Source organism: Pseudoclavibacter sp. RFBB5 (assembly GCF_002931555.1).
Taxonomy (GTDB): Bacteria; Actinomycetota; Actinomycetes; order Actinomycetales; family Microbacteriaceae; genus Pseudoclavibacter.
The window spans coordinates 740,806-767,061 of the sequence record NZ_PSTZ01000007.1; the positions used below are offsets into that span (position 1 = coordinate 740,806).

The following is a 26,256-nucleotide window of genomic DNA, read 5'->3' on the forward strand; positions in this document are numbered from 1 at the left end:
ATCGTCACGGATCCTTCTTCCTGCGGCTGGACACACCTGCCGACTCTTCTGATCTCGTCTGGGGCATTTCAGTGATTCGCAAGGGAAAGCGTAGTGACACCGTGCGGCACTCGCGTTCAGCCTCCCGCGAGTCTCGCGCGAGCGACTATGGAAAGAGCCGGATCGGATTGACGATGTCGACATAGATGAAGAGTGCGCTCATCGCCATGAGGCATCCGGCGATGACGAGGGTGACGGGGAGGAGCTTCGCCGTGTCGAACGGACCGGGATCGGGGCGACCGAACAGCTTGGCCAGCCGGCGGCGGACACCATCGATGAGCGCGGCGAGCACATGCCCGCCGTCGAGCGGCGGCAGCGGGACGAGGTTGATGACGCCGAGGGCGATGTTGACGGATGCGACCAGCTGCACGATGGTCGCGACCCGATCAACGACGGGGATGCTGCTCTCAGCCGCCACCTCGCCCGTGATCCGTCCGACCCCGACAACGCTCATCGGACCATTCGGGTCGCGCTCGGCGCCCCCGAAGCCGGCGTTCCACATCTCGACGATGCGCTCGGGGATCGTGATCAGGAAGTTGCCGACGGCGCGCACATTGGCCTCGGCCATCGTGAACGCGTAGAGCGGCGACTGCCTGACGCGCTCCTGCGTGGGCGTGATGCCGACGAACCCGACCTCTTGCGTCACGAACGAGCCGTCCGCAGCCTCGACGCGCGCTCCCGTCAGCTCGTCGAGCTCGTAGACGGTGTTGACGCGTGGGGTGAGCTCCACCTCCAGCTGCTGCCCCGCGCGATCGACCCCCACGGAGATCGGCTCCCCCGGGCTCACGCGGATCGTCTCCTGGAGGAGGTCCCAGCTGTCGGTGGCGGTGCCGTCAACGCTGGTGATCCTGTCGCCGGGGAGGAGGCCGGCCTCGAAGGCCGGTGCCGGCGTCTCGCACGTTTCCCCTGGTTCTGGCGCCACCGAGCCGGCGGGGACCACGCACTCGTAGACCGTGCCGACCGTCGTCGACGGCTGGTACAGGCCGAATCCGGAGCAGACGATCATGAACCCGAGGATCGCGATGACGAAGTTCATGGCTGGTCCCCCGACCATGATGACGATGCGCTTCCACACGGGGAGCGCAGAATACGTGCGCGACTCCTCCCCTGGAGCCACTCCTTCCGCGGACGCCAGCCTGGCATCGTCGATCATGCTCGACATGAACCCGGTCCCACCTGTGCGTGCGGCCTGGCCAGCCTTGGCAGGCGGGTACATGCCGATCATGGCGACGTAGCCGCCGAGCGGGATGGCCTTCACGCCGTACTCCGTCTCACCCCGCTTGCGCGAGAAGAGCGTCGGCCCGAACCCCACCATGTACTGCGTGACACGCACTCCGAAGCGCTTGGCCGGGACGAGGTGGCCGACTTCGTGGAGCGCGACAGACGCGGCGAGGCCGATGACTGCGGCCAGGACGCCGACGATGAAGAGCAAGACTGATTCCACGGGGGTCAAGCGTAGACCTGCCTTGTCGCTCGCGTGCTGTCGATCTGCCTTGCCCGCCGGGCCGCCCGTGTACCGGCGGTGCGAGTCGCCCACCGCGTAGGCTTGCCCGATCATGAGCGAAGCATCAACGCTGCACGCTGCAGCCGCCGTCGAACTCGCCGTTGTCGTCCGCTCAGGGTTCATCGAATCCCGGCACGTCGGCGCTGCGGTCCTGACCAACCCGGACGCTACGATCCGAGCCGAGCTGGGAGACGGGCATCAGCCGGTGTTCCCACGCTCGACCCTCAAGCTCTTCCAAGCGCAGACCGCGCTGACGCTCGGCGCGCAGCTGACCGACGAGCAGACGGCGATCGCCTGCGGCAGCCACTCCGGATCTCCAGACCACGTCGCACACGTGCGGGAGATCCTGCACGCCAGCGGGCTCGACGACCGGGCGCTCGCCTGCCCCGCCTCCTGGCCCCGAGATCGTGCATCCAGAGACGCGCTCGTACGCGCCGGCGAGGCATCCTCCCCCGTGTACATGGAGTGCAGCGGCAAGCACGCTGCGATGCTGGCGGCCTGCGTCGCCCAGGGGTGGCCGACGGAGGGGTACCTGGCGGCAGATCATCCGCTCCAGGTGGCTATCAAGGACACGGTCGAGCGCATGACCAGGGAGCGCCCGAGCGCGGTCGGTGTCGACGGATGCGGCGCGCCGGTCTTCGCCGTGAGCCTCGTCGGTCTCGCGGCGGCGGCGAGCCGGCTCGCCACGGCGAGTCCGTCTTCCCCGTTTCCGCTCTTCAAAGCTGCCGCCGCGGTGTGGCGCTCCGTGCTCTCCAACGGCTGGCTTCTCGAGGGCCACGGGCGCCCGAACTCCCTCGTCATCTCCGAGCTCGGTGTCCTCGCGAAGTCCGGTGCTGAAGGTGTCCTCATCCTCGCCTCGCCGGACGGCACCGCTGTTGCGATGAAGATGCTCGACGGCTCCAGTCGTGGAACGACGCTCGTGGGTCTGCAGCTGCTCGTTGCCGCCGGTGCCGTCGATGTGGGCCGAGTGCAGCAGCTGCTGCCGCGGCTTGGACTCGAGGTCATGGGCGGTGGCGTCCTCGTCGGCGAGATCATGGTCGGCAGCGGAGTTCCGACGAGCCTCTAGGCACCGCTGAGGGACCTCTCCTCGTTCGACCAGCGGATGCGTTCCATCGTACCTCGACCGTGGCGGAGCACAGCGCTGCGCGACGCGTCGACGACCAGCGGTGGCAGAGGATCGCCTCTGAGGAGCGACCGGTGCTCTCCGGGGGTCACACCGGACAGCAGCACGCGGTGCTCGGCGGAGAGCCTCGCCAGGACCCCGAAGCGACCTTGCCACGTCTCGACGTCGCCGATGACGGCTCGCTGAACGCTCCGCGGCTCCGACCCGCCCCGCTCGGGGTGGCCACGAGTCACGGTTGTCGCCGCGCACCAGTCCGCGAGATCCGTGCACACGAACCCCCTTGCCTCGAGGAGGCGCCGCATCGTGGCGGGCTGCCGCGCCACCACGAGCAGCTCTCGGTCGGTCTCTCCGTGCACCGGAGCGAGCCGATCCGTCGCAGCCTCGGCGTCGCGATCGCGGTTGCTGATCGGCCGGGACGCCTGTGCGACCTGACAGGCTCTCCCCCGCCAGACCGCCCGGCCGGCTGGGGCATCCGCGTCGTGCTCCGAAGCCTGCCCGCCCGCCATGACGTACGCGCTGCGGTCACCGCCGACCAGGCGGAGCGTCTGGGCGGCGGAGGCGACGAGCGCGGCTGTCCCGCCCGTCACCCGACTCAGCGAGAACGCGACAGCCGGTGAGCAGGATGCGGAGGCCTTGATGAGGCGCACGAGGTGCTCGGTCATGGCGGTGCGGTGCGGCTCCTCCACCCCGGCGAGGAGCGCATCGATGTCATCGACGACCAGCAAGCCCGGGCTCGACGCGAGGTCTGCGGCGCACAGCTGGTCCCAGGCGGACTCAGGGTCCGACGAGAGGACGGTGATCCGCCCGACGGCAGAGTCGGACCGCTCGCCGGACGCCTCGACGAGCACCGTGAGGCAGCCGGTCTTGCCGGTTCGAGGCCCGCCGATGACGGCCATCGCGCCGAGACCTGCATCAAAGCGAGCCGGTCGCTGCTCGCGAGCGTCCGTGTCGTCGCTCAGCCCGAATGCGAGGCCCGGACCGTCCCCCGCGATCGCGGCAAGCGCGATCCGCGAGGGAAGGGCAGGGAGCCACGGCCGCTGCGGCGGCAGATGACCGAGGTGAGCTTCACGTTCGACGGCCGCCAGGACGAGGCCCGCCACGGCCAGTCGCTCACGCTGCCGCACCTGGACTTCGACGATCCGGCTGTCGCGCACGACCAGGGCGAGCCCCGGTGAGTCGGCCGGCAGGCGCGCGGCGGACGCGGTGCCGATCAGCGCGGTGCTGTCCGCTTCCGCGACCACGCGGAGACAGATGCGGATGCTGCAGTTGGCCAGCGTCGTCCCACGGACCGCGATCGCAGGCTGCTGGGAGCACAGGACGAGGTGCATCCCGAGGCTCCTCCCCCTCGCTGAGATGTCCGCGAACACGGAATGCAGCGCGGCACCGGCGTCCACAAGCGCCTGGTACTCGTCGACGATGACGACCAACCGTGCGAGGCCGGGCAGCTGGCCGATGTGGGTCGCACCGGCGGCTCGGAGCGCACGTTCACGCTCGCGGAGCTCGGCGCGCAGGCTGATCGCCGCCCGTTGCGCCTCGGCAGCATCCAAGTCGGTCACGATCCCCACACAGTGAGGGAGCTCGGCCAGAGGGTCGAACGTCGCGCCGCCCTTGAAGTCGAAGCACAGCACCTGTACCTCGCGACTGGACCTCGATTCTGTCAGCGCCAGCACCCAGGTCACGAGCAGCTCGCTCTTCCCCGAACCGGTCGTGCCCCCGATGACCGCGTGCGGGCCGTCGGTGACGAGGTCGATGCCGAACAGCGCGGTGCCGTGCGTGCCCAGCTGGGCGAACAGGCCGGCGCCTTCCAGCCTCGCTGGCTGGGCCCCGCCTCGGCTCGTGATCGAAGCGGCACGTCGCAGTTCTCCTGCGTCCTTGCCGTCGACGCCCGCCTGACCAGCCTCGTCGGAACGGCTCGGACCGGACGCGCGCAGCTGCTCCGCCGTCATGAACCTGGGCCGCAGCGTGACGCGACTGCCGTTCTCGAGCACGACGCTCGCGGCCGACGCGCTCTGCACATGGACGCGAACCGGCGCCGCGTTCGACGATTCGATACCTCGGCCTTCGGAGAGATCAAGGAGCAACCCGCCCTCGGCGACCTGCGCGTCGCCCCACCTCCACGGGCGGCCAAGCGTGGACAGTTCCTGAGCCAAGACTGCCCCAAGAACGCCGGCACAGATGCGGACCTCGCCCGCGCACGCCGCATGCTGGACGAGCAGCGCGCGCCCTGCCGCGAGCACCAGGCTGGTACTCCCGGTTATCTCGAACGTCGCACCGCCTCCGAAGACGGGAGCGTCGTCGAGCGTGAGGACGTGATCGAGACGTGAACGCACGTCTTCGGGGAGGTGGCGCAGCTCACCGGACATGGGGAGGCGCACGCGCACCGAGCCGGATCCGAGGCAGAAGCGCTCTTGGGCTTCCAGGCGAGGTGCCGCCCGAGCGGTGCAGGTCTCCGCAGCGAGGGCCTCCAGCCTCCGCAGCTCGTCCGCGGCGAGCGACCGAGCCTGCTGGATGCACGCGTCGAGTTCGCGGTCGAACACGGCCTGCGCGCGCGTCTGCTGGGCGCTCGCCTGACGTCTCGACTCCGCGTAGCTGGCCACCGCCATGACGGGACCGAGCAGGGCGAACGCGAGCATCGCGGGTGACCCCAGAAGCAGCCAGAGCAGGATCGCAACGACGACCGGAGCCGAGGCCATGATGATGGGAAACGCCACCACTCTCGCATCGGCGACGGGCGACGGCAGGCACAGGACGGGCTCGATCAGCCGGGGCCGCGCTTGTTCGTCCGGCGGCCCGTCACTCCGCTCAGTCGTCACGTCCTGCAGCGGCGGCTTCCGGCTCATCCGACCACTGTTCGACAACGGCGAGCCAGGGTGGAACCACGGACCGTTCGACGAGCCAGGCGACACTCGAGGCAAGCGGATCGTCCGCGCTGACGCCGAGGGCTCTCTTCGCGAAGGCCGCCGCGGCGCTCGAACGCCCCGAGGCCCATTCGAGCCAGCTCATGCTGGCAAGGAGCACGGGTTCATCGTCGAGGTCGACGAGCTCGGCGAGACGTCGGAGGATCGCGGCGGCTTGGCGAACACGTCTGCGGGAGAACTCGGGCAAGGGTCGGTGCACGTCCTCCTCGCCCATCACCGTGCTCCAGACCGGCGCCAGCGAGAGCAGGTCGCTGTGGGCGCCGAACCCGATCGTCACGAGGAGGAGTTCCGAGGTGTGGCGGCCTCGGAGCATGCAGAGCAGATGTGCGAGTTCCGCGTCTGCCGGAGCAGCGCGGAACGTGTCAGGCGCGAAGGCCGCAAGCCACCGCTGCCGCATCGATGGCAGGTCATCCTCGCCGTCGTGGTGCTGCCAGTGTCGCTCATCCTCCTCCGCAAATCGAAGCCTCCTGGTCACGGACGCGGGCGTGATCAGCGACTCGTCCCCCGGCTTTGCCGTAGCCTGCACCCACTCCTCCTGCGAGCCCAGCGCGCGCGGGCCGATGTCACAGCAGTCGACGTCGTCGCATCCGTAGACACCCCAGGCGTCAGCAGCTCGGCAGATGCAGGCAGCCACCTCGATTCCCGCGCGGTCTGCCGCTGCGACGAGCTCCTCGGCAACCACGGAGAAGGGGGGCCGCGGCCCGGACCCGAAGGGCAGGTCCGGGCACAGGACGAAGACGACTCGCTCGATGCTTCTCAGGTGCGAGAGGTGACCGATCACCGCGTTCGCGTACGGGGCCGCACCCGCCGAAGATGGCTCCGGCACCTCCGGCAAGTCGAAGCGAAGGACCACGCCTCCCCGTTTCCCGCTGAGCGGTATGGCGACAAGGGAGCCGACGGGTGAGTAGCCGAGGAGACGAGGCACGGCGTCGAGGATCTGCTTCGGCGTGCTGAGGCGAATCTGTTGCATGCCCAGACGCTAGGCCTCACGTCAACGGCGCGGTTCCGTGGCGGCCTCGCCTGTGGACAGCGCGAAACTCACGCGTCTGTGACGACGAAGTGAACGGAGCAGACGACGACGTGAAAGAAGCACGGCACGCGGAAGAATATCCGCGTGCCGTGCTTCGGGGCTGGACGACGCCGCGTCCAGTGCGCTGTCAGTGCTGAGCTGGGGGCTGCTGACCGTAGGGCTGCTGGTTCTCGGGGGCCCGGCCAAGCGGCGGCTGCTGAACGGGAGGCTGCCCGTACGGCTGCTGCGTCGGTGCCTGGCCGTACGGCTGCTGCCCATACGGCTGCTGCGCCGGGGCCTGACCATAGGGCTGCTGGCCGTTGGGCTGCGCCGGGGCCTGACCATAGGGCTGCTGGCCGTTGGGCTGGGCCGGGGCCTGACCATACGGCTGAGCGGGAGTCTGTCCGTAGCCCGACTGCACCGGTGCCTGTCCGTACGCCTGCCCCTGGGCCCCAGGCGCGTAGCCGACTGCGCCCTGCTGCTGGCCGTACTGGCCACCGAGGTTCATGAGTGCCGGGTTCCAACGCGAGCTGTCGAAGCCGATGATGGCGAGCCACACGATAGGGAGGAAGATGTAGAGCAGCACCCAGACGCCGCTCTTGCCGAAGCCAAGACCGATGCGGTAGGCGGCGATCGCCATGAGGACGACGAGCGCGATGTTGACGCCGGGGATGAAGCCGACGAGGACCCACCAACCGGGGAAGCCCGCGGCCTCGACGAATGTCCACGAGTTGTAGACCGGAACCCAGGCCTTCCAGGCCTCGATGCCCATCTTCGTGAACACCTTGGACATGATCCACGCGGTGAGCGCGTACGCGCCGAGCACGATGACGAGCCACAGGAGGATCCCGAGGGCGCCGATACCGGCAGCAGCCTGATCGCCGTAAGCGATGATTTCCATTGAGGAGTCACTTTCTGATATTCAGTCGACGTCTGCGTCGAGCGCGGGGAGTGCGCATGAGCCAGAAATCGCAGACATGGTACAAAGTAGCGGCGTTTCAACGACTTTGTCGATGGGGAGCGCTCCCCTGCGCGCCTGTGTTCGGCAACACCGATGCCCCTCGTGGAGAGATCAAAGGCCTTCCGGCACGATCAGCCGCGCCGCGCCCGGTCCTGTTGGTTCGAGTTCCCAACCGGCGTCGCGGCAGAAGTCCGACAGCTCTTCCGCATCCTGCAGCGCCGCCGCCCGGTCGGGCTGCGACGAGGCGCGCGTGATGAGACCGCGGGTGAAGAGGCCCTTGCCTCGCTTGTTGAAGTGGTTGAGTGAGCGCACGGCGCCGTCGGCGGACCTCGAGACGACGTCGATGGACACATGCTGCTGAGCGGCTTCGACGGGCCCGAGCGCGGAATACGCCTTCGATCGAAGGTCCACCACAAGACCTCTGTGCGCCGACAGCGCCTGGCTCGCCGCTGGAGCCCACCGGCGTGCGGCCGCGACACCGCCGAGCCGTGACGCCGCAGAGAGCCGGTAGGCGGGGATGCCTTCTCCCCCGCCGACGAGCCCGAACAGGGCGGAGTGAACCGCCACGTGGTGCGCCGCCCAGCTCAGCTGGGACGCCGTCAGGGTCGGGGCGTCGAGGGCGTCGTAGAGCACACCCGTATACCGGAGCAGCGCTGGCATGCGAGGGGCCGAGCGGAGCGTGCGGTTCCTGTTGAGCTCGATCTCCGCTTGCTTCTCGGAGATCTTGAGCACCTTGCGGGCTGTCTCGCGGTCGTGGGAGAGGCTGTGCAGCTCGCTGACGACGAGCTCACGCGTCGCCGCGAACGTCTCCGACCAGCTGAGCCCGCCTGCTTCCGGGCTCTCGACCAATTCGCCCGTGAACGCAGCGTTGCCGCCGTCCCGTTTGGTTTCGGACGGCGGCAACAGCAGCAGGAGACCTTCGGTCACTCCCCGGAGACGAGTTCAGCCTCGCCGGCGACGACCGTGACGACGTCGCTGTTCACCGAGAGGAAGCCGCCCTCGGCGTTGGCGACGATCTTCGATCCGTCGGCAGCCGTGATGCGAACCTGTCCGGCACCCAGGGCAGCGAGCACAGGCTCGTGGCCGGCGAGGATTCCGATCTCGCCCTCGGAGGTGCGAGCGACGACCATGGTCGCGCTGCCTTCCCAGACGAGCTTGGTTGCTTCGACGACCTTGACGGTCAGTTCGCCTTTGCCTGCCATGACTATGCGTTGTCCTTCTGCATCTGCGCCCACTTCTCTTCGACGTCGTTGATTCCACCGACGTTGAAGAAGGCCTGCTCGGCGACGTGGTCGAAGTCGCCCTTGGCGATGGCGTCGAACGACTCGATGGTCTCCTTGAGCGGAACCGTCGAACCCTCGACACCCGTGAACTTCTTCGCCATGTAGGTGTTCTGCGAGAGGAACTGCTGGATGCGGCGAGCGCGGGAGACGGTGATCTTGTCTTCCTCGGAGAGCTCGTCGACACCGAGGATCGCGATGATCTCCTGCAGTTCCTTGTTCTTCTGGAGGATCTGCTTGACCTCGGTCGCGACCCGGTAGTGGTCGGCGCCCAGGTAACGGGGGTCGAGGATGCGGCTCGTCGACGTGAGCGGGTCGATGGCCGGGTAGAGGCCCTTCGAGGCGATCTCTCGCGAGAGCTCCGTCGTGGCGTCGAGGTGGGCGAACGTCGTCGCGGGGGCCGGGTCGGTGTAGTCGTCAGCAGGCACGTAGATGGCCTGGAGCGACGTGATCGAGTGGCCACGCGTCGACGTGATGCGCTCCTGGAGCACACCCATCTCGTCGGCGAGGTTGGGCTGGTATCCAACGGCGGAGGGCATGCGGCCGAGCAGCGTGGAGACCTCGGAACCGGCCTGCGTGAAGCGGAAGATGTTGTCGATGAAGAGCAGCACGTCCTGCTTCTGCACGTCGCGGAAGTACTCAGCCATGGTGAGGGCCGAGAGCGCGACGCGGAGTCGAGTTCCCGGCGGCTCGTCCATCTGGCCGAACACAAGCGCGGTCTTGTCGAAGACGCCTGCTTCTTCCATCTCGTAGATGAGGTCGTTGCCCTCACGCGTGCGCTCCCCGACACCGGCGAACACCGAGACGCCGCCGTGGTCCTGTGCGACGCGCTGGATCATCTCCTGGATGAGGACGGTCTTGCCGACACCGGCTCCACCGAAGAGGCCGATCTTTCCACCCTGGACGTACGGGGTGAGCAGGTCGATGCTCTTGATGCCGGTCTCGAAGAGCTCGGTCTTCGACTCGAGCTGGTCGAAGGCCGGGGGCTCGCGGTGGATGGGCCAGCGCTCGGTGATCTCGTAGGGCTCGGAGATCATCGTCTCGTTGAGCACTTCACCGGTGACGCTGAAGACCTTGCCCTTGGTGACGTCGCCGACGGGCACCGAGATGGGGGCTCCCGTGTCGCGGACTTCCTGGCCGCGGACGAGTCCGTCGGTCGGCTTGAGCGCGATGGCGCGGACGAGGTCGTCGCCGAGGTGCTGTGCGACCTCGAGCGTGAGCTTGAGCGACTGGTCGCCGAGGCTGACCTCGGTCTCGAGCGCGTGGTAGATGCCTGGGATGGCGTCATGCGGGAACTCGATGTCGACAACGGGACCCGTGACACGGGCGATCCGGCCGACACCGGCCGGAGCCTTCGTGTCTTCCCTGTCGGAGACGATGTGCGTCGTCATGTCTTGTCCTTTTCTTGCGTGTTCGCGCGGTTATGCGGTTGCGAGCGCGTCCGCGCCGCCCACGATCTCGGAAATCTGCTGCGTGATCTCTGCCTGGCGCGCGTTGTTCGCGAGCCTGGTGTAGTCGCGCACCAGGGTGTCTGCGTTGTCGGAAGCCGCGCTCATCGCGCGCTGACGGGCAGCGTGCTCGGATGCGGCGGAGTGCAGCATGGCGTTGAAGAGGCGCGCCTGGATGTAGTCGGGAAGCAGTGCGTGGAGCACCGTCTCCGCATCCGGCTCGAACTCGTACAGCGGGAGCAGCGGGGCCTCTTCCACGACGTCGTCGCTTTCGACGACCTCGAGCGGCAGGAGCCGCACGACGGTCGGCGTCTGCGTGACCATCGACTGGAACCGGTTGTAGACGTAGTGGATCTCCTCCACGCCGCCTTCTTCGAACGGAATCGTGAACCGTTCGACCAGTGCCTCGCCGAGCTCCTTCGCGGTCTGGAAGACCGGGAGGTCCGTCGAGCCCGTCCACTGCTTCTCGCTCGCGCGCTTGCGGAAGGCGAAGTAGCCGACCGCCTTGCGCCCGATGAGGTAGTGGACGACTTCCTTGCCCTCTGATTCGAGGAGGTTCGTGAGGCCCTCGGCCTCGCGAAGCACGCTCGAGGAGAAGGCTCCGTTGAGGCCTCGGTCGCTCGTGAAGACGACGACCGCGACGCGGCGGACCTCTTCACGCTCGGTGACGAGGATGTGATCGATGTCCGTGTAGCTGGCCACTGCCGAGACTGCCTCGGTGATCGCCTGCGCGTACGGGTTCGACTCGGCCATGCGTTTCCGCGCCTTGGTGATGCGCGAAGTGGCGATCAGCTCCATGGCGCGGGTGACCTTCTTCATCGTCTGGGCAGACTTGATCTTCTGCCGGTAGACCCGAAGTTGTGCTCCCATGCTTCTCCTGTGCTCGTCGTCGAAGTCGTCGAGGGCGCCTAGCGGCGCTTCTTGACGATCTTCTCCTGCTCGATCTCGTCAGCGGCGACCTGTTCGGCGCTTGCGACGAGCGGAGTTCCGTCGTTCTTGAGGTACGTCTTCACGAAGGCGTCGACACCGTCGGCCATGGCCTTCAGCGTGTCGTCTTCGAGCTTCCCGCTGTCGCGGAGGAGGCTGAGGACGTCGGTGTTGCGCTCGAGGTACTCGAGGAGCTCGCGCTCGAAGCGGAGCACCTCGTCGACCGGGACGAGGTCGAGCTTGCCGTTGGTTCCGGCCCAGATCGCGACGACCTGCTGCTCGACGGGGTACGGCGAGTACTGCGGCTGCTTGAGGAGCTCGGTGAGGCGTGCGCCACGCTCGAGCTGCTTGCGCGTCGTCGCGTCGAGGTCGGACGCGAACATCGCGAAGGCCTGCTGCGAACGGTACTGGGCGAGTTCGAGCTTGAGCGTTCCCGAGACCTTCTTGATGTGCTTCTGCTGCGCGTCGCCACCGACTCGCGAGACGGAGATTCCGACGTCGACCGCAGGACGCTGGTTGGCGTTGAAGAGGTCGGACTGGAGGAAGATCTGGCCGTCCGTGATCGAGATCACGTTGGTCGGGATGTACGCGGAGACGTCGTTGGCCTTCGTCTCGATGATCGGAAGACCGGTCATCGAGCCTGCACCCATCGCGTCGGAGAGCTTCGCGCAACGCTCGAGCAGACGGGAGTGCAGGTAGAACACGTCACCCGGGTAGGCCTCGCGGCCCGGCGGGCGGCGCAGGAGGAGCGAGACGGCGCGGTAAGCCTCAGCCTGCTTCGACAGGTCGTCGAAGACGATGAGGACGTGCTTGCCCTCGTACATCCACTGCTGGCCGATGGCCGAGCCGGTGTACGGAGCGAGGTACTTGAAGCCTGCAGGGTCGGATGCGGGAGACGCGACGATCGTCGTGTACTCCATTGCTCCGGCGTCTTCCAGCGCGCCCTTGACGGAGGCGATGGTCGAGCCCTTCTGGCCGACGGCGACGTAGATGCAGCGAACCTGCTTGTTGACGTCGCCCGACTCCCAGTTGGCCTTCTGGTTGATGATGGCGTCGATCGCGATGGCCGTCTTGCCGGTCTGGCGGTCGCCGATGATCAGCTGTCGCTGGCCACGGCCGACGGGGATCATCGCGTCGATGGCCTTGATGCCGGTCTCGAGTGGCTCGTGCACCGACTTGCGGTCCATGACGCCTGGAGCCTGGAGCTCGAGGGCGCGGCGCCCGGACGTCGCGATCTCGCCGAGTCCGTCGATCGCGTTCCCGAGCGGGTCGACGACGCGGCCGAGGTAGCCGTCGCCGACTGGGACGGAGAGGACCTCACCGGTGCGGCGGACTTCCATGCCCTCGACGATGCCCTGGAACTCGCCGAGGACGATGACGCCGATGCTGCTCTCGTCGAGGTTCTGGGCCAGGCCGAGCGTTCCGTCGGCGAAGGTGATGAGCTCGTTGGCCATGACGCCAGGGAGACCCTCGACGTGCGCGATGCCGTCCGAGGCGTCAACCACGGTGCCGACCTCGGTCGCCGTGGCGCCTTCCGGACGGTATGAGGAAGCGAACTGCTGAAGCGCGTCGCGGATCTCATCCGGATTGATTGTGAGTTCTGACATGTTCTTCCCTTGTCGTCCGGGGCCTCGCCCCGAGAGTTTCAGTGCGTGAGGCTCAGGCGAGCTGCAGGCGGAGGTTGTTGAGTCGAGCGGCGACGCTGTCGTCGATCACGTCATCGCCAAGCTGCACGCGCAGGCCGCCGATGATCTTCGGGTCGATGACCGTCGTGACGGAGACGCGTCGGTTGAAGCGACGCGTCAGTCCCGCCTCGAGCTTCGCAAGCTGCTCGGGGGCGAGCGGACTCGCCACCGTGACCGTTGCGACCGAGCGGCCTGCCTGGTCGGCAACCACTTCGCCAGCCCACGTGAGGAGGCGGCGCGTGCGGCGACCGAACGGGTTGCCCACGAGCTCACGGAGGATCAGCAGGCTTGGCGCGCTGATCTTGCCCGCGAAGAGGCGTTCGATGAGCTGCGACTTGACAGCCGAGTCTCCGAGGCGCGACCCGAGCGTGAGCTCGAGCTCCGGGTTGGCGCTGATCGTGTCAGCGACCGTGGTGAGCTCGCCGGCGATCGCCGACTGCTCTCCTGCGGTCTGGGCCGTGGCACGGACTGCGAGTTCCTGCAGGCCGAGCGCGAACTCATGGTTGCTCGACCAGGTCTGGCTGACAGCGTCCTGGAGGAGCTGCAGCGCACGCGGGCCGAGGTGCGATCCGAAGACCTTCCCTGCGAGCTCGCGCCTGGCGCTGACGTCGGCGGCGGGGTTGGACAGTGCTGCGAGGAGGTGCTGGTTGGCGCCCGCCGCGTTGACCGCCGCGAACACCTGCTCAGCATCTCCAAGCTCTGCCTGGCCCCAGCCGTCGACGCTGTTCTTGAGGGCTGCCAGTGCGTGTCTGGTCGCGCTTCCCATCAGCTGTGCGTTCCTGCCTTCTGGTCGTTGTCGAGGTCGCTCAGGAACCGGTCGACGTAGGCCGTCGAACGGCTGTCCTCGCGCAGGCTCTCACCGACGACGCCGGAGGCGAGGTCGAGTGCGAGCGTGCCCACCTCGGCGCGGAGCGAGACGATCGCCGTCTGGCGCTCCGCCTCGATCTGCGCCTTTGCGGAAGCGGTCATCCGGTCGAGCTCAGCCTGCGTCTCGGCCTTCTTCTGGACCTTGATCTGGTCTGCGTCGACGCGAGCCTGCTCGCGGATCTCCGCGGCTTCGGTTCGCGCGGCGGCGAGAAGCTTCTCGTTCTCGTCGCGCTTGGCAGCGGCCTCGGCCTGAGCGATCTCCGCCTTGCGGATGCCGCCCTCGATCTGCGCTTCGCGCTCGTCGAGAACCTTGCGGAGTGCCGGGATGGCGAACTTCCAGAAGAAGAATCCGAGCACAACGAAGACGACCAACGACCAGACAATGTCATACGTAGCGGGAAGGAGGACGTTGCCGCCCTCTTCCGCTGCGAGCGTCGACGTTGCCGCCGACAGTACGAAGGTGCTCATGTGCGGACCCGCTTACTGGAAGATGAAGAACGTTGCGACGCCGATGAAGGCGAGCAGCTCAGTGAAGGCGATACCGAGGAACATGGTGACCTGGAGGCGGCCAGCCATCTCGGGCTGACGTGCCATGGCCTCGACGGTCTTGCCGGCGACGATACCGATGCCGATGCCGGGGCCGATTGCAGAGAGGCCGTAGCCGACGGTAGCGATGTTGCCGGAGATCTCGGCGAGCGTGGTGGTTTCCACAGGGGTTTCCTTCCGTATGGGTGGTGAAGCAGGTTGCTTCGCGTGAGTCAGGTGGGTCTTAGTGGCTCTTGGCGGCGGCCTGCTGGATGAAGACCGCGGTCAGGAGGGTGAATACGAAGGCCTGGAGGACCGACGCGAGGATCTCGACGAGCGTCATGACGAAGCCGCCAAGGAGCGTGGGGATGCCGAACAGCATGTCGAGGGGGCCGCCTGGGCCGTTCATCGAGTACTGGATGACGAAGAAGTTCGTCGCGCTGAACGTCAGGACGAGCAGGAGGTGGCCGACCATCATGTTGAGGAAGAGTCGCAGGGCGAGCGACACGGGGCGCACGATGAAGATGTTGATGAACTCGATCGGCGTCAGGAGGATGTACATCGGCCACGGCACACCGCTCGGGAAGAGCGCGTTCTTGAAGAACGTTCCGGGCCCGGCCTCGCGGAAGCCCGCGTAGATGAAGGCGATGTACGAGACGACGGCCAGCACGAGCGGCATGCCGATGAGCGCGGTTCCGGCGATGTTCAGGCCGGGGATGATGCCGGTGATGTTCATCGCGAAGATGCCGAAGAACATGGCGGAGAGCAGCGGCAGGTACTTATGGCCGAGCTTCTCTCCGAGGATGCCGTCCGCGATCTGCGACTTCACGAAGCCGATGGCGATCTCAGCGAGCGACTGTCCCTTGCCCGGGATGACCTTCGGGCTGCGCAGTGCAAGCCAGAAGAGGAGCAGGAGGATCGCGATCGCGAAGAGCCGCACGAGGATGATGCGGTTCAGCTCGAAGGGGGTGCCGGCGAACGCCACTGCCTCGAGGAAGAACTCGTGGTCAAGCGACGGCGGGTGGAAGATGCTGTTGTCCTCCGCGGCAGCGATGAAAACTGGCAGATTCAGGGCTGAGGCGAACAGAGCACTCTCCTGTCTCGGGGCGCAGCTGTCTTTGCTGCGCTTCGATGAGTTCGGGCGGGTGAGCACACGAGAAGGACCCCTTCTCGGCGCACCTGGATCAGCCTATCAAGAAATCCCCAGGCAGGAGTGCAGTTCGGGCCTCCAGAGCCAACTTTTCTACTATTTGTCGTCGCCGGGCAGGCGCACGTCGCTGACGTTGCCCATCCGCCCGCGCACGACGCAGACGACGTCCACGATGACCGTCGCGATGACAGCCACGACGAGACACAGCCAGAGGGTGAAGAGGTGGACGATCGGCAGGTCCCTGATGAGGAAGAGCGCGCCGAGGAACACGATGAACTTGAGGATCCAGGCGCCGAGGATGGTCGCCATGAAGAAGATCTGATCGAGGTGCGAAGCCAGGATGACGGAGACGACCGTGATACCCGTGAAGAGCAGCGTGATGGCCGCGGCGAAGAGCGCGCTCCACAGGCCGTTGATCCCGACCGCGAAGAAGCCAGCGGCGCCGCCGATGACGGCGACCGCGATGGCGACCACGACGGACCACTTCAGGATGCTCTTGAAGATGGGCACGGAGGTGGGGGTCGTAGAGGAGTTCATGCGTCCATTCCGGATTCTGGTGCTGCCTTGAGCAGCGAGGCGTGTGCATCGGCGAGCTCGTCGTGGGCGTTCTCGCCCGGAGCCTTCTGCGCGTGGCGCTCCCTCGACTTGCGCCGGCTGAGCGGCGCGATCGTCACGAGCGTGCAGAGCACGAAGCCGACGACGACGAAGCCGATGACGAGGCCGATGGGGATCGAGATCAGATCGGCGGCGAACGCCATGAGCGCCCCCACCGAGACGACAGCCGTCCAGGAGTAGAAGACCACGACCGCCCAGCGCTGGGAGTGACCCATGTCGAGCAGGCGGTGGTGGAGGTGCTTCCTGTCGGCGGTGAAAGGCGATTTGCCCGCGCGCATCCGTCGGAACACTGCGAGGGAGAAGTCGAGCAGCGGCACGATCAGCACCGCGAACGGGATGATCATGGGCAGGAAGGCGGGCCAGAGCTCCGTGCGGCTGATCGTCTGCGGGTCGACTTCGCCCGTGACCGCGACAGCGCTGGCGGCCATGAGGAGCCCTACGAGCAGCGCTCCCCCATCCCCCATGAACATCTTCGACGGGTACCAGTTGAGAACCAGGAAGCCGAGGCAGATGCCGATCACGATCGCCGAGAGCAGCGCACCCATCGTGAAGCGCCCCGTCTGCCCCGCGAACTCGCTGAGCACGTAGCTGTAGACGAGGAACACGCCGTTCGCGATGATCGCGACTCCGGCCACGAGCCCGTCGAGCCCGTCGATGAAGTTGACGGCGTTCATCACCAGGACGACGGCGAGCACCGTGATGGCGATCGACATCCACTGGGAGCCGACCGTGATGCCCCCGATCGGGAGCGAGGTGATCGCGACGCCCTGCCAGGCGAGAAGGATGGCGGCGAGGATCTGGCCTGCGAGCTTCGTCATCCAATCGAGGTCGATGAAGTCGTCGATGACGCCGATCAGCACGATGAGGGACGCGGCGCCGACGAGAGCCCATACCCGTCCCGGCTGTTCGAAGACGAGTGAGAAGAACGGGATCTGCGAGGCCGCGGCGAGCGCGAGCAGCATGCCGACGAACATCGCGACGCCGCCGAGTCTCGGCTTGGGTGTCGTGTGGACGTCCCTGTCGCGGACAGGCGGGTACCACTTGTAGCGCATCGCGAGTCGCCAGACCACGTAGACGAGCACAAGCGTGACGAGCGCCGTGCCGACCACGAGGGCGAGGTAGATCCGCACGCTAGGACTCGTGCCCCGTCGACGGCTTCGGCTGCGCCTCGGGTGCGCTGGCCACCTGCTCCGGGTTCGCAGCGACGACTGCCGGCTGTGTTTCTCCTGCCGGCTCCGGCACGGTTGCCGGTTCCGCTTCGACTGCCGGTTCCGCCGCCGGGGCATCGACCGGCGCGAGCTTGTCTCCGAGCACCTCTTCGATGAGCTCGCGTGAAAGCGCTCCCTGTCGGACGATGCGCGCGGGTTCACCGCGCGTCAGCGGGGTCGCATCGACAATCGTGGAGGGCTCGCCTCCTGCCGGGCCACCGTCGAGGAACACACCGACGACCTCGCCGAGGGCATCAAGCGCCTCCTGCGCCGTCGTCGCCGCGGGCTCGCCGTGCTTGTTGGCGCTCGAGACGGCGAGCGGTCCGGTCTCCTTGAGCAGCTCGCGTGCGAGGCGGCTGTCGGGGATGCGCAGGGCGACCGTTCCGTTCGTCTCGCCGAGGTCCCACTGCAGCGAGCCCCTGGCCTGCAGGATGACGGTGAGGGGGCCCGGCGCGAAGCGCTCGAAGAGCTGCCGCGCGAGCGCGGGGACGTTCTCGGCGAGCGCGTCGAGCGTCTCGTGGTTCGCCACGAGCACCGGCGGCGGGGTCGCGCGTGTGCGCCCCTTGGCGTCCAGCAGACGCTGGACGGCAGATGCCGAGAAGGCATCGGCCGCGATGCCGTAGACCGTGTCGGTCGGCATGACGATGACCTCGCCGCTCGCGATGGCCGTGCGTGCCGCGCGGACCGCTGCCAGGAGGTCGAGTGAGTCTGTGGTGGCGTAGATCTGTCCCATTCTTCGTCACATGATAGTCGGCTGGCCGCTTCCACCCTGGCCCGACGCGGAGAGCACGGCGGATGTGATGCGGTCCCTGCCGGTGAGGTCCTGACCGGTGGCGGCGTCGATGAAGCCGGCGTCGGCGAAGATCTGTCTGATCTCCGCCCCCTGGGAGTCCTCGTGCTCGACGATGAGCACGCCGCCCCGAGCGAGCGAAGCGGACGACCAGGTCGCGAGCTCCCGGATGAAGTCGAGGCCGTCGGCTCCGGAGTAGAGCGCGTCCTCGGGGTCGTGTCGCCAGACCTCGCGGCTCTCCGGCCGATTCGCGGCGGGCACGTACGGCGGGTTGGAGACGACGAGATCAAGCGATCCGGGCGGCACCGCCGAGAAGGCGCGCGCGGCATCTCCGAAGAACGCGTTCACCTGCCCGCCGCCGAACGCCTCGACGTTCGCGCGCAGCCAGGGCCAGGCGGCACTCGAACGCTCGATCGCCGTCATGCGGATGCGACCGTGCGTCCGGGCGACGCCGAGCGCCACCGCCCCGCTCCCGGAGCCGACATCGATGCCCGCCAGGTCGGTGCCGTTCGAATCCTGGCCGAGCAGGGACACCGCGGCGGTCACGAGCGATTCGGTCTCGGGCCGCGGGATGAAGACCCCCGGGCCGACGGCGAGCTCCATGTCGAGGAAGGGCGCCACGCCGAGCACATGCTGGAGGGGCTCGCGACGGGCTCGCCTCGCCGCCGCAGCACTCACCTCCAGTGCTTCCTGCTCCGACAGCTCTCGGCCGAGCAGCGAGCGCATCTGCACCTCGCCACGTGAGATGCCGAGCACACCCGCGAGCAGCAGGTCCGCTTCGACGCTGCTCTCGGCGATGCGGGCCGCCTTCAGCTGTTCGCGAACCAGCTTTCTCTGCGCGTCTACGTGCAAGATCATGGAGAGAGTCTCCCGCACATTGACTCGCAGCGTCATGCACAGCACTCGCGCGCGAGATGATTGGGACGATTGACGCGGGCGAACGCTGCCAGCGACACCCACGAAGTTCACACAGCATCCCAGAAGGGCACGAAGTGACTGGAAAGATCTACAACGACATCACCGAGGTCGTCGGCCGCACCCCGCTCGTCAAGCTCGGTCGCATCAACGAGACCGGCGCGAACATCTTCGCCAAGCTCGAGTTCTTCGGGCCCGGGTCGTCGGTGAAGGACCGCCTCGGCCTCGGCATCATCCGCGCAGCTGAGCAGAGTGGCGAGCTGCAGCCGGGTGGCACCATCGTCGAGGGCACCTCGGGCAACACCGGCATCGCGCTCGCGATGCTCGGCGCGTCTCGCGGCTACCGCGTCATCCTCGCCATGCCCGAGACCATGTCGATCGAACGCCGACAGCTGCTCAAGGCGTTCGGCGCCGAGCTCGTCCTCACGCCCGGCCCCGAGGGCATGCGTGGCGCCGTCGCCCGCGCCAAGCAGATCGTCGACGAGACGCCGGGCGCGATCCTCGCTCGCCAGTTCGAGAACGAGGCGAACGTCCAGATCCACCGCGAGACCACTGCCGAGGAGATCTGGGCAGACACCGACGGCGAGATCGACATCTTCGTCGCGGGCGTCGGCACGGGCGGAACGATCTCCGGCGTCGGACAGGTGCTCAAGGAGCGCAAGCCCGAGGTCAAGATCGTCGCCGTCGAGCCGAAGGACTCGCCGCTCCTCACCGAGGGCAAGGCCGGCCCCCACAAGATCCAGGGCCTCGGCGCCAACTTCGTGCCAGACGTGCTCGACCGCGATGTCATCGACGAGGTCCTCGACGCGACGCTCGAGGACAGCATCCGCGTCTCCCGCGCCCTGACCTCGACCGAGGGCATCTTCAGCGGCATCTCGAGCGGAGCGAACCTCTGGGCGGCTCTCGAGATCGCGAAGCGTCCCGAGAATGCCGGGAAGAACATCGTGGTGATCATCTGCGACACCGGCGAGCGCTACCTCTCGACGGTGCTCTTCGACGACCTCCGCGACTAGCGAGTGGCACTGGCAACACCACGTCGAACGCCGGCACCCCAAGGTGTCGGCGTTTGGCGTCGCGTCAGGGAGGACATCGCGGCGACCCGGAAGAACGATCCGGCGGCCCGTTCCAAGGCCGAGATCGTGATCAACTACTCGGGCATGCACGCGCTCTGGCTGCACCGGATCGCCCACCGACTGTGGATGCGCGCTGACACGAAGCTGCTCGCACGCACGCTCTCGCAGTTCAATCGCTTCGCGACGGGCGTCGAGATCCACCCGGGCGCACAGATCGGTCGCCGGGTCGTCATCGACCACGGCATGGGCATCGTCATCGGCGAGACCGCGGTCGTCGGAGACGACGTGCTCATCTACCACGGGGTCACCCTGGGCGGCACCTCCGGCCACCGCGTGAAGCGGCACCCCACCGTCGGCAGCCGGGTGCTCATCGGCGCCGGGGCGAAGCTGCTCGGCAACATCACGATCGGCGACGACTCGCGGATCGGCGCGAACGCCGTGGTCACGCGGGACGCACCCGCGAACTCGGTGCTCACGGGTGTGCCAGCTCGCGTCCGTCAGCGCACTCCCGCCGAGCAGGACCTCGTCGGGTACTACGAGATCTAAAAGATCTCAAGGGTCCCAGCCCCGGGACAGCGAAACGGCGGCCAGCAGTGCTGGCCGCCGTTTCGGTGCGATGTGAGCGTCGACCTCAGTCGTCGCTGCCGGAGAGGGCCGCGAGACGTGCCTCCTCGTCGGCGGCGATCGCCGACTGGATGACGGGCCCGAGGGCTCCGTTCATGACGTGGTCGAGGTTGTACGCCTTGTACCCGGTGCGGTGGTCCGCGATGCGGTTCTCCGGAAAGTTGTACGTGCGGATGCGCTCCGAACGGTCCATCGTGCGGATCTGCCCGGATCGCGCCTCCGACTCCGCTGCCGCGATCTGCTCCTGCTGGTGGGCGAGGAGCCTCGCGAGCAGCACGCGCATGCCGGCTGCGCGGTTCTGGATCTGGCTCTTCTCGTTCTGCATCGACACCACGATTCCCGTGGGGATGTGCGTGATGCGCACGGCAGAGTCGGTCGTGTTGACCGACTGGCCGCCGGGGCCGGACGAGCGGAAGACGTCGATCTTGAGGTCGTTGGGGCTGACCTCGATCTCCTCCGGCTCGTCGACCTCAGGGAACACGAGGACGCCAGTGGTCGACGTGTGGATGCGTCCCTGCGACTCGGTCGCGGGGACCCGCTGCACGCGATGCACGCCACCCTCGTACTTGAGGCTCGCCCAGACGCCGAGCGCCGGGTCGTTGGCATTGCCCTTGATCGCGACCTGCACGTCCTTGAAGCCGCCGAGGTCGCTCTCCGTCGAGGAGATCATCTCGGTCTTCCAGCCGCGCTGCTCCGCGTAGTGCGAGTACATGCGGAGGAGGTCGGCTGCGAAGAGCGCCGATTCCTCGCCGCCTTCACCGCCCTTGATCTCCATGATGACGTCACGTCCGTCGTCGGGGTCGCGCGGGATGAGGAGTCGCCGCAGCTTCTCCTGCGCGACACGCAGGTTCTCCTCCAGCACGGGGACTTCCTCGGCGAACGACTGGTCCTCTTTGGCGAGTTCCCTGGCGGCCTCGAGGTCGTCCTCGAGCTCGGCCCGGGAGGCGTCCGCCGCGAGGATCTGCGCGAGCTGGGCATACCGGCGGTTGACCTTCTTCGCGCGCGCCGGGTTGGCGTGCAGCTCAGGGTCGGCCAGCTGCTCTTGCAGGTCCTCGTGCTCGGCTCGAAGCTGCCGAACGGAGTCGGCCATCTCGTGTCTGGCCATGACTATGCCTTGGCGGCGCGGATGGGCTGCTTCGCGACAGAGGCGAGGAACTCCGCGTTGGTGCTCGTGCCTGCAACGCGGGCGAGCACGGCCTCGAGCAGCAGGAGCGGGTCGCCGCCTGTGAGGGCTCGGCGGATGCTCCAGGTCGCCTCGACCTCCTGCTGCGTGAGCAGCTGCTCCTCGCGGAGCGTCTGGGAGTGCGAGATGTCGATGGCGGGGAAGACGCGCTTGTCGGCGATGTCGCGGGACAGGCGCAGCTCCATGTTGCCCGTGCCGGCGAACGACTCGAGGATCGTGTCTTCCGTCTTGGAGCCGGTGCCGATCATGGCCGTGGCGAGGATCGTGAGCGAGCCGCCGTTCTCGACGTTCTTGGCTGAGCCGAAGAAGCGGCGAACCGGGGTCAGCGCGGAGGCGTCCACGCCACCAGGCAGGATGCGACCGGATGCGGGAGCCGCGAGGTTGTAGGCGCGGCACAGCTGGGTCACGCCGTCGAGCAGCACGACCACGTCGTGGCCGAGCTCGACGAGGCGCTTCGCCCGCTCGATGGCGAGCTCCGCGACGGTGGTCTGGTCGTCGGCGGGGAGGTCGAACGTGGCCGCGACGACCTCGCCCTGGATGGTGCGCTGCATGTGCGTCACCTCTTCGGGACGCTCGTCGATGAGGACGACCATGAGGTGCACGTCAGGGCTGTTCTTCGCAACTGCGGCGGCGACCTGCTCGAGCACGATGGACTTGCCCGATTTCGGCGGTGCGACGATGAGGCCGCGGGTCCCCTTGCCGATGGGGGCGAAGAGGTCCATGAGGCGAGTGGCGACGCGGTCCTCGCTCGTCTCGAGGCGCAGTCGCTCCTGGGGGTACAGGGCGGTCAGCGAGTCGAAGTCGGGGCGCTGGCGCGGCTCTTCCGGCGACTGGCCGTTGATGGCGTCGAAGCGCACGATGGCGTTGAACTTCTGACGGCCGTGCTGGTTCTCGCCCTCGCGCGGCTGGCGGATGGCGCCGACGACGGCGTCGCCCTTGCGCAGCTGGTACTTCTTGACCTGCGCGAGCGACACGTAGACGTCGTTCGGGCCTGGCAGGTAGCCGCTCGTGCGCACGAAGGCATAGTTGTCGAGCACGTCGAGGATGCCCGCGATGGGGAGGAGCACGTCGTCCGCTGCGATCTCGGGCTCGGTGTCCTCCGCTCCCCCGCGTCCGCGCTTGCGGTCGCGGTAGCGACCGCCGCGGCCACGACGCTGCTCGTCCGTCTCGTCGTCAGCGGGCGTGTCCTGTGCCTGCTGGCCTTCTGCGCGCCCCTGCGCCTGGTCTCCGCCGCGTCCGCGCGAGCGTCCGCGCTGACGGCGCCCGCCCTGCTGCTCGTCATCCTGCGCGTCGCCGTTGGACTCCGTGGCCGGCTCGTCCTGCTTGGCGGCGGGTTCTGCGTTGTCGGTGGTGCTCTGCTCGGTGTCGTTGGTGCGACCACGACGGCCGCGGCCGCGGCCACGCTTCCGCTGGCCTGCGCGTCCCTGGTCCTCGTCGCGTGCGTCATCCTGCTCCGAGGCCTCGCCGCGTGCGGGAGGGAGGACGAGGTCGTCGAGCGACAGCTCCGGAGCCGCGGGCGCGGCCGGTGCGGTCGCTTCCTGAGCTGCGGAGTCATCGATGACGACGGGCGCTTCCTCATCGGTGAGAGGCGCCGACTCGGCCTGGGTTTCCGCCTCGGGCGCCGTAGCGGCCTCGACCGGTGCGGTATCCGTCTCGACGACGTCAGCTTCGAGCGGTGCCACGTCGGCTTCGACGGCCGGCGCCTCGGGAGCGGCGCTTGCGCGTGCGGCCTCGATGGCGTCGATGAGCGCGCCCTTGCGCAAGCTCCGAGCGCCACGGATCTGCAGACCGGCGGCAAGCGCCTGGAGGTCCGCGACCTTCATGGAAGTGAGCGGAGCTTCCTGCTCCGCAGTGGGTGTCGTGTCAGTCATCTGCTGTGAGTCCTTACCTCTACCGCGTTCTGCGGTGTTCAGATCGAGCGAGCGGGACTTCTCACGCACTCTGAACCACATCGACAGAAATCGAGGGGGGTGCGTACTCCGCTGCTCGGAGAGTTGAAGCTGTCGCGCTGTGCCTACACCGAGAGTGTGGCCGCGTCGCCCGACAGCACCTCCACTGTAGCACCGAGGAAATCAACGGCAGGCATGATGGCGTTCCACTCGGTCTGCGTGTTGGCCTCCGCGACCGCCGCGGCGCGGAGCCGCTGCTCGGGGCTCTCGCACAGCACGAGCACGCTCGGGCCCGCGCCGGAGACGACTGCCGGCAATCCTGCGGCCCGCAGCTCGGCGACGAGGCCGCTCGTGAAGGGCATGGCGGATGCGCGGTAGCTCTGGTGGAGGCGGTCTTCCGTCGCCTCGAAGAGCAGCTCCGGGCTCTGGACGAGTGCGGCGACGAGCAGGGCGGAGCGGGAGAGGTTGAAGATCGCGTCGGCGTGCGGGACGCTCTCGGGCTGGAGGCTGCGGGCGAGCTTGGTGGACATCGTCTCGGTCGGGATCAGGACGATCGGCGAGACGCCGCGATGCACGAGCAGCTGCTTCGAGCGGGGCCCGTTCTCTCCGACCCAGGCGATCGTCAGACCACCGAAGAGGCACGGCGCGACGTTGTCCGGGTGACCTTCGAGCTCGGTCGCGAATCGCAGGAGCGTGTCCGCGTCGAGCTCCACCTCGTTGGAGACGAGCGCGGCTGCTGCCATGACGCCGGAGACGATCGCGGCGCCAGAGGACCCCATGCCGCGCCCGTGCGGGATCGTGTTGACGGCGTGGATGCGCAGCCCGGGCAGCTCGTAGCCGAGGCCGGTGAGCGTGTGCTCGATCGACTGGACGACGAGGTGCGAGGCGTCGCGTGGCACGCTCTCGGAGCCGACGCCTTCCACGTCGATCTCGAGGACGCCAGCCGGCGCGCTCTCGACGACGAGCGTGTCGTAGACGGCAAGCGCGAGACCGAGCGTGTCGAAGCCCGGTCCGAGGTTGGCGCTCGTCGCGGGGACCTTGACTTCGACGCGACGCGCCTGTTCGACCTGCTTCATGCTGCGACTCCTAGGCAGAGGACTGTTGCGATGTGAGTGAATTCGACGGACACCACGGGCGGTGCGTCGTGGTCGGTGGCGCCGGTGGGCCGTGCGCTAGAGCGCGCCCTCGACACGGAGAACCCCCGTGACGCGACGCGATGCCTCGTGAGCGGCCAGGGCCTCGGCAAGGGCCGAGAGGGCTCGTTCGGTTGCGGCGTGCGTGCCGATGACGAGGGTCGCCCCGCCCTCGGCTGAGTCTGCGGAGTGGCCCGCGGGCGAGCCATCCTGACCACCGGCGCTGCGCTGCTCGAGCGTCGAGACCGAGACGCCGAAGTCGCTGAAGACCTTCGCGATCTCCGCGAGCACACCGGGACGGTCGTGCACTTCGAGGATGATCTGGTAGCGGGTCGTGATCTCGCCGACCTCGAGTACCGGCAGGTCCGCGTGCGTCGACTCACCCAGGCCTGGTCCGCCGTTGACGCGGCGCCTGGCGGAGGAGACGAGGTCACCGAGGACCGCCGAGGCGGTCTCCACTCCCCCGGCGCCAGCACCGTAGAACATGAGGTCGCCGGCGGCCTGCGCCTGCACGAAGACGGCGTTGTTCCCGCCGTGCACCGAGGCGAGCGGGTGCTGTTCGTCGACGAGCGCCGGGTAGACGCGCGCCGAGATGCCCTCGACGCCGTCGGAGCCCGTCACGCGCTCGCAGATCGCGAGCAGCTTGACCACGAAGCCAGCCGCCTTCGCTCGCTCGATCTGCTCGATGGTGATCTCCGTGATGCCCTCACGGTGCACGAGCTCGACGGGCACCTCGGTGTGGAAGGCGATGGACGCCAGGATGGCCGCCTTCTGCTGCGCGTCGTAGCCGCCGATGTCGGCCGTCGGGTCTGCTTCGGCGTAGCCGAGTTCCGTCGCGATGCGCAGGGCCTCCTCCAGGGAGTCGCCCCTGGTGTGCATCCGGTCGAGGATGAAGTTGGTCGTGCCGTTCACGATGCCCAGGATGCGCTCGACCCTGTCGCCGGCGAGGCTGTCGCGCAGCGGGCGGATGATCGGGATGGCGCCCGCCACGGCGGCCTCGTACGTGAGCTGCGCGCCGACCCGGCGCGCCTGGTCGAACAGCTCGGGCCCATGCGCCGCGACGAGCGCCTTGTTCGCGGTGACGACGTCGGCGCCCGTGGACAGCGCCAGGGAGATGAGGTGCTTCGCCGGGTCGATGCCGCCCATGAGCTCGATGACGATGTCCGAGCCCAGGATGAGGCGTTCGGCGTCGTCGGTGAACAGCTCCTTGGGCAGGTCGACGTCGCGCTTCGCGTCGACGTTGCGCACCGCGATGCCGGTGAGCAGCAGCGGGGCCCCCACCCTGGCAGCGAGTTCCTCGGCGTTCTCGAGCAGGATGCGGGCGACCTGCGAGCCGACGGATCCCGCGCCAAGCAGGGCGACACGGATGGGTCGGTTCTGGTTCATCGGT

General features: G+C 67.9%; 24 protein-coding genes. 3 read left to right on the forward strand and 21 right to left on the reverse strand.

Annotated features, from left to right (window positions below; translation table 11 throughout):
* Window positions 1-145 precede the first annotated feature (145 nt).
* Complete coding sequence (locus tag C5B97_RS11370) at window positions 146-1,483, reverse strand: RIP metalloprotease (RefSeq protein ID WP_258068169.1); 1,338 nt, start codon at window positions 1,481-1,483, stop codon at window positions 146-148.
* A gap of 112 nt (window positions 1,484-1,595) precedes the next feature.
* On the opposite strand from C5B97_RS11370, the gene C5B97_RS11375 reads away from it, so the two are divergent.
* A complete protein-coding gene (locus C5B97_RS11375) occupies window positions 1,596-2,609 on the forward strand; it encodes an asparaginase (protein ID WP_104312139.1) in 1,014 nt (337 codons plus the stop codon).
* On the opposite strand, the gene C5B97_RS11380 is transcribed toward C5B97_RS11375, so the two are convergent.
* The 16 genes from C5B97_RS11380 to prmC all read right to left on the reverse strand — a co-directional run bounded on the left by C5B97_RS11380 (window position 2,606) and on the right by prmC (window position 18,907).
* A complete protein-coding gene (locus C5B97_RS11380) occupies window positions 2,606-5,506 on the reverse strand; it encodes an FtsK/SpoIIIE domain-containing protein (protein WP_104312140.1) in 2,901 nt (966 codons plus the stop codon). The two genes, C5B97_RS11375 and C5B97_RS11380, sit on opposite strands and share 4 nt — an antisense overlap.
* Window positions 5,469-6,554 carry a DUF4192 family protein gene (locus C5B97_RS11385; protein ID WP_104312141.1) on the reverse strand — a complete coding sequence of 362 codons (1,086 nt, stop codon included), beginning with the start codon at window positions 6,552-6,554 and terminating at the stop codon, window positions 5,469-5,471. The genes C5B97_RS11380 and C5B97_RS11385 overlap by 38 nt, the downstream gene beginning before the upstream one ends.
* Window positions 6,555-6,741: 187 nt before the next feature.
* Entirely contained in the window at window positions 6,742-7,494 is a 753-nt protein-coding gene (locus tag C5B97_RS18320) for a DUF5684 domain-containing protein (protein WP_104312142.1), read from the reverse strand.
* A 171-nt stretch (window positions 7,495-7,665) separates the two neighbouring features.
* A complete protein-coding gene (locus C5B97_RS11395; protein ID WP_104312143.1) occupies window positions 7,666-8,481 on the reverse strand; it encodes a YaaA family protein in 816 nt (271 codons plus the stop codon).
* The gene (locus tag C5B97_RS11400; protein WP_104312144.1) at window positions 8,478-8,756 is read right to left on the reverse strand and encodes a F0F1 ATP synthase subunit epsilon; all 279 of its coding nucleotides are present in this window, start codon (window positions 8,754-8,756) and stop codon (window positions 8,478-8,480) included. The genes C5B97_RS11395 and C5B97_RS11400 overlap by 4 nt, the downstream gene beginning before the upstream one ends.
* Window positions 8,757-8,758: 2 nt before the next feature.
* Entirely contained in the window at window positions 8,759-10,225 is a 1,467-nt protein-coding gene (atpD, locus tag C5B97_RS11405) for a F0F1 ATP synthase subunit beta (RefSeq protein WP_104312145.1), read from the reverse strand.
* A gap of 30 nt (window positions 10,226-10,255) precedes the next feature.
* Window positions 10,256-11,152 carry a F0F1 ATP synthase subunit gamma gene (locus C5B97_RS11410; protein WP_104312146.1) on the reverse strand — a complete coding sequence of 299 codons (897 nt, stop codon included), beginning with the start codon at window positions 11,150-11,152 and terminating at the stop codon, window positions 10,256-10,258.
* 38 nt (window positions 11,153-11,190) lie between these two features.
* Window positions 11,191-12,816, reverse strand: coding sequence for a F0F1 ATP synthase subunit alpha (gene atpA / locus C5B97_RS11415; protein ID WP_104312147.1), 1,626 nt, complete (start codon window positions 12,814-12,816; stop codon window positions 11,191-11,193).
* A gap of 52 nt (window positions 12,817-12,868) precedes the next feature.
* A complete protein-coding gene (locus C5B97_RS11420; protein ID WP_104312148.1) occupies window positions 12,869-13,660 on the reverse strand; it encodes a F0F1 ATP synthase subunit delta in 792 nt (263 codons plus the stop codon).
* A complete protein-coding gene (locus C5B97_RS11425) occupies window positions 13,660-14,229 on the reverse strand; it encodes a F0F1 ATP synthase subunit B (protein ID WP_104312149.1) in 570 nt (189 codons plus the stop codon). Before C5B97_RS11425 ends, C5B97_RS11420 begins: the two co-directional genes overlap by 1 nt.
* 12 nt (window positions 14,230-14,241) lie before the next feature.
* The gene (atpE, locus tag C5B97_RS11430) at window positions 14,242-14,472 is read right to left on the reverse strand and encodes an ATP synthase F0 subunit C (RefSeq protein ID WP_104241494.1); all 231 of its coding nucleotides are present in this window, start codon (window positions 14,470-14,472) and stop codon (window positions 14,242-14,244) included.
* A 58-nt stretch (window positions 14,473-14,530) separates the two neighbouring features.
* Window positions 14,531-15,439, reverse strand: a complete 909-nt coding sequence (atpB, locus tag C5B97_RS11435; protein WP_307852728.1) for a F0F1 ATP synthase subunit A — start codon at window positions 15,437-15,439, stop codon at window positions 14,531-14,533.
* Between the two features lie 93 nt (window positions 15,440-15,532).
* Window positions 15,533-15,973 carry a hypothetical protein gene (locus C5B97_RS11440; RefSeq protein WP_104312150.1) on the reverse strand — a complete coding sequence of 147 codons (441 nt, stop codon included), beginning with the start codon at window positions 15,971-15,973 and terminating at the stop codon, window positions 15,533-15,535.
* Entirely contained in the window at window positions 15,970-17,181 is a 1,212-nt protein-coding gene (locus C5B97_RS11445) for an MraY family glycosyltransferase (protein ID WP_104312151.1), read from the reverse strand. The genes C5B97_RS11440 and C5B97_RS11445 overlap by 4 nt, the downstream gene beginning before the upstream one ends.
* Window position 17,182: 1 nt before the next feature.
* Window positions 17,183-17,992, reverse strand: coding sequence for an L-threonylcarbamoyladenylate synthase (locus tag C5B97_RS11450; protein WP_104312152.1), 810 nt, complete (start codon window positions 17,990-17,992; stop codon window positions 17,183-17,185).
* Window positions 17,993-17,998: 6 nt separating this feature from the next.
* The gene (prmC, locus tag C5B97_RS11455; protein WP_181026985.1) at window positions 17,999-18,907 is read right to left on the reverse strand and encodes a peptide chain release factor N(5)-glutamine methyltransferase; all 909 of its coding nucleotides are present in this window, start codon (window positions 18,905-18,907) and stop codon (window positions 17,999-18,001) included.
* Window positions 18,908-19,041: 134 nt separating this feature from the next.
* Between prmC and cysK the strand changes: the two genes are divergently transcribed.
* Both cysK and cysE read left to right on the forward strand, forming a co-directional pair.
* Window positions 19,042-19,977, forward strand: coding sequence for a cysteine synthase A (cysK, locus tag C5B97_RS11460; protein WP_244295926.1), 936 nt, complete (start codon window positions 19,042-19,044; stop codon window positions 19,975-19,977).
* A 9-nt stretch (window positions 19,978-19,986) separates the two neighbouring features.
* Window positions 19,987-20,583: a serine O-acetyltransferase gene (cysE, locus tag C5B97_RS11465; protein ID WP_104312600.1), complete on the forward strand. Its 597-nt coding sequence runs from the start codon at window positions 19,987-19,989 to the stop codon at window positions 20,581-20,583.
* Window positions 20,584-20,668: 85 nt separating this feature from the next.
* Here cysE and prfA read toward each other — a convergent pair whose 3' ends face one another.
* The 4 genes from prfA to C5B97_RS11485 all read right to left on the reverse strand — a co-directional run bounded on the left by prfA (window position 20,669) and on the right by C5B97_RS11485 (window position 26,252).
* Window positions 20,669-21,751, reverse strand: a complete 1,083-nt coding sequence (prfA, locus tag C5B97_RS11470) for a peptide chain release factor 1 (protein ID WP_104312601.1) — start codon at window positions 21,749-21,751, stop codon at window positions 20,669-20,671.
* 17 nt (window positions 21,752-21,768) lie between these two features.
* Entirely contained in the window at window positions 21,769-23,715 is a 1,947-nt protein-coding gene (rho, locus tag C5B97_RS11475) for a transcription termination factor Rho (RefSeq protein WP_104312154.1), read from the reverse strand.
* A gap of 143 nt (window positions 23,716-23,858) precedes the next feature.
* The gene (gene thrB, locus C5B97_RS11480; protein ID WP_104312155.1) at window positions 23,859-24,809 is read right to left on the reverse strand and encodes a homoserine kinase; all 951 of its coding nucleotides are present in this window, start codon (window positions 24,807-24,809) and stop codon (window positions 23,859-23,861) included.
* 96 nt (window positions 24,810-24,905) lie between these two features.
* A complete protein-coding gene (locus tag C5B97_RS11485; RefSeq protein ID WP_104312156.1) occupies window positions 24,906-26,252 on the reverse strand; it encodes a homoserine dehydrogenase in 1,347 nt (448 codons plus the stop codon).
* Window positions 26,253-26,256 lie beyond the last annotated feature (4 nt).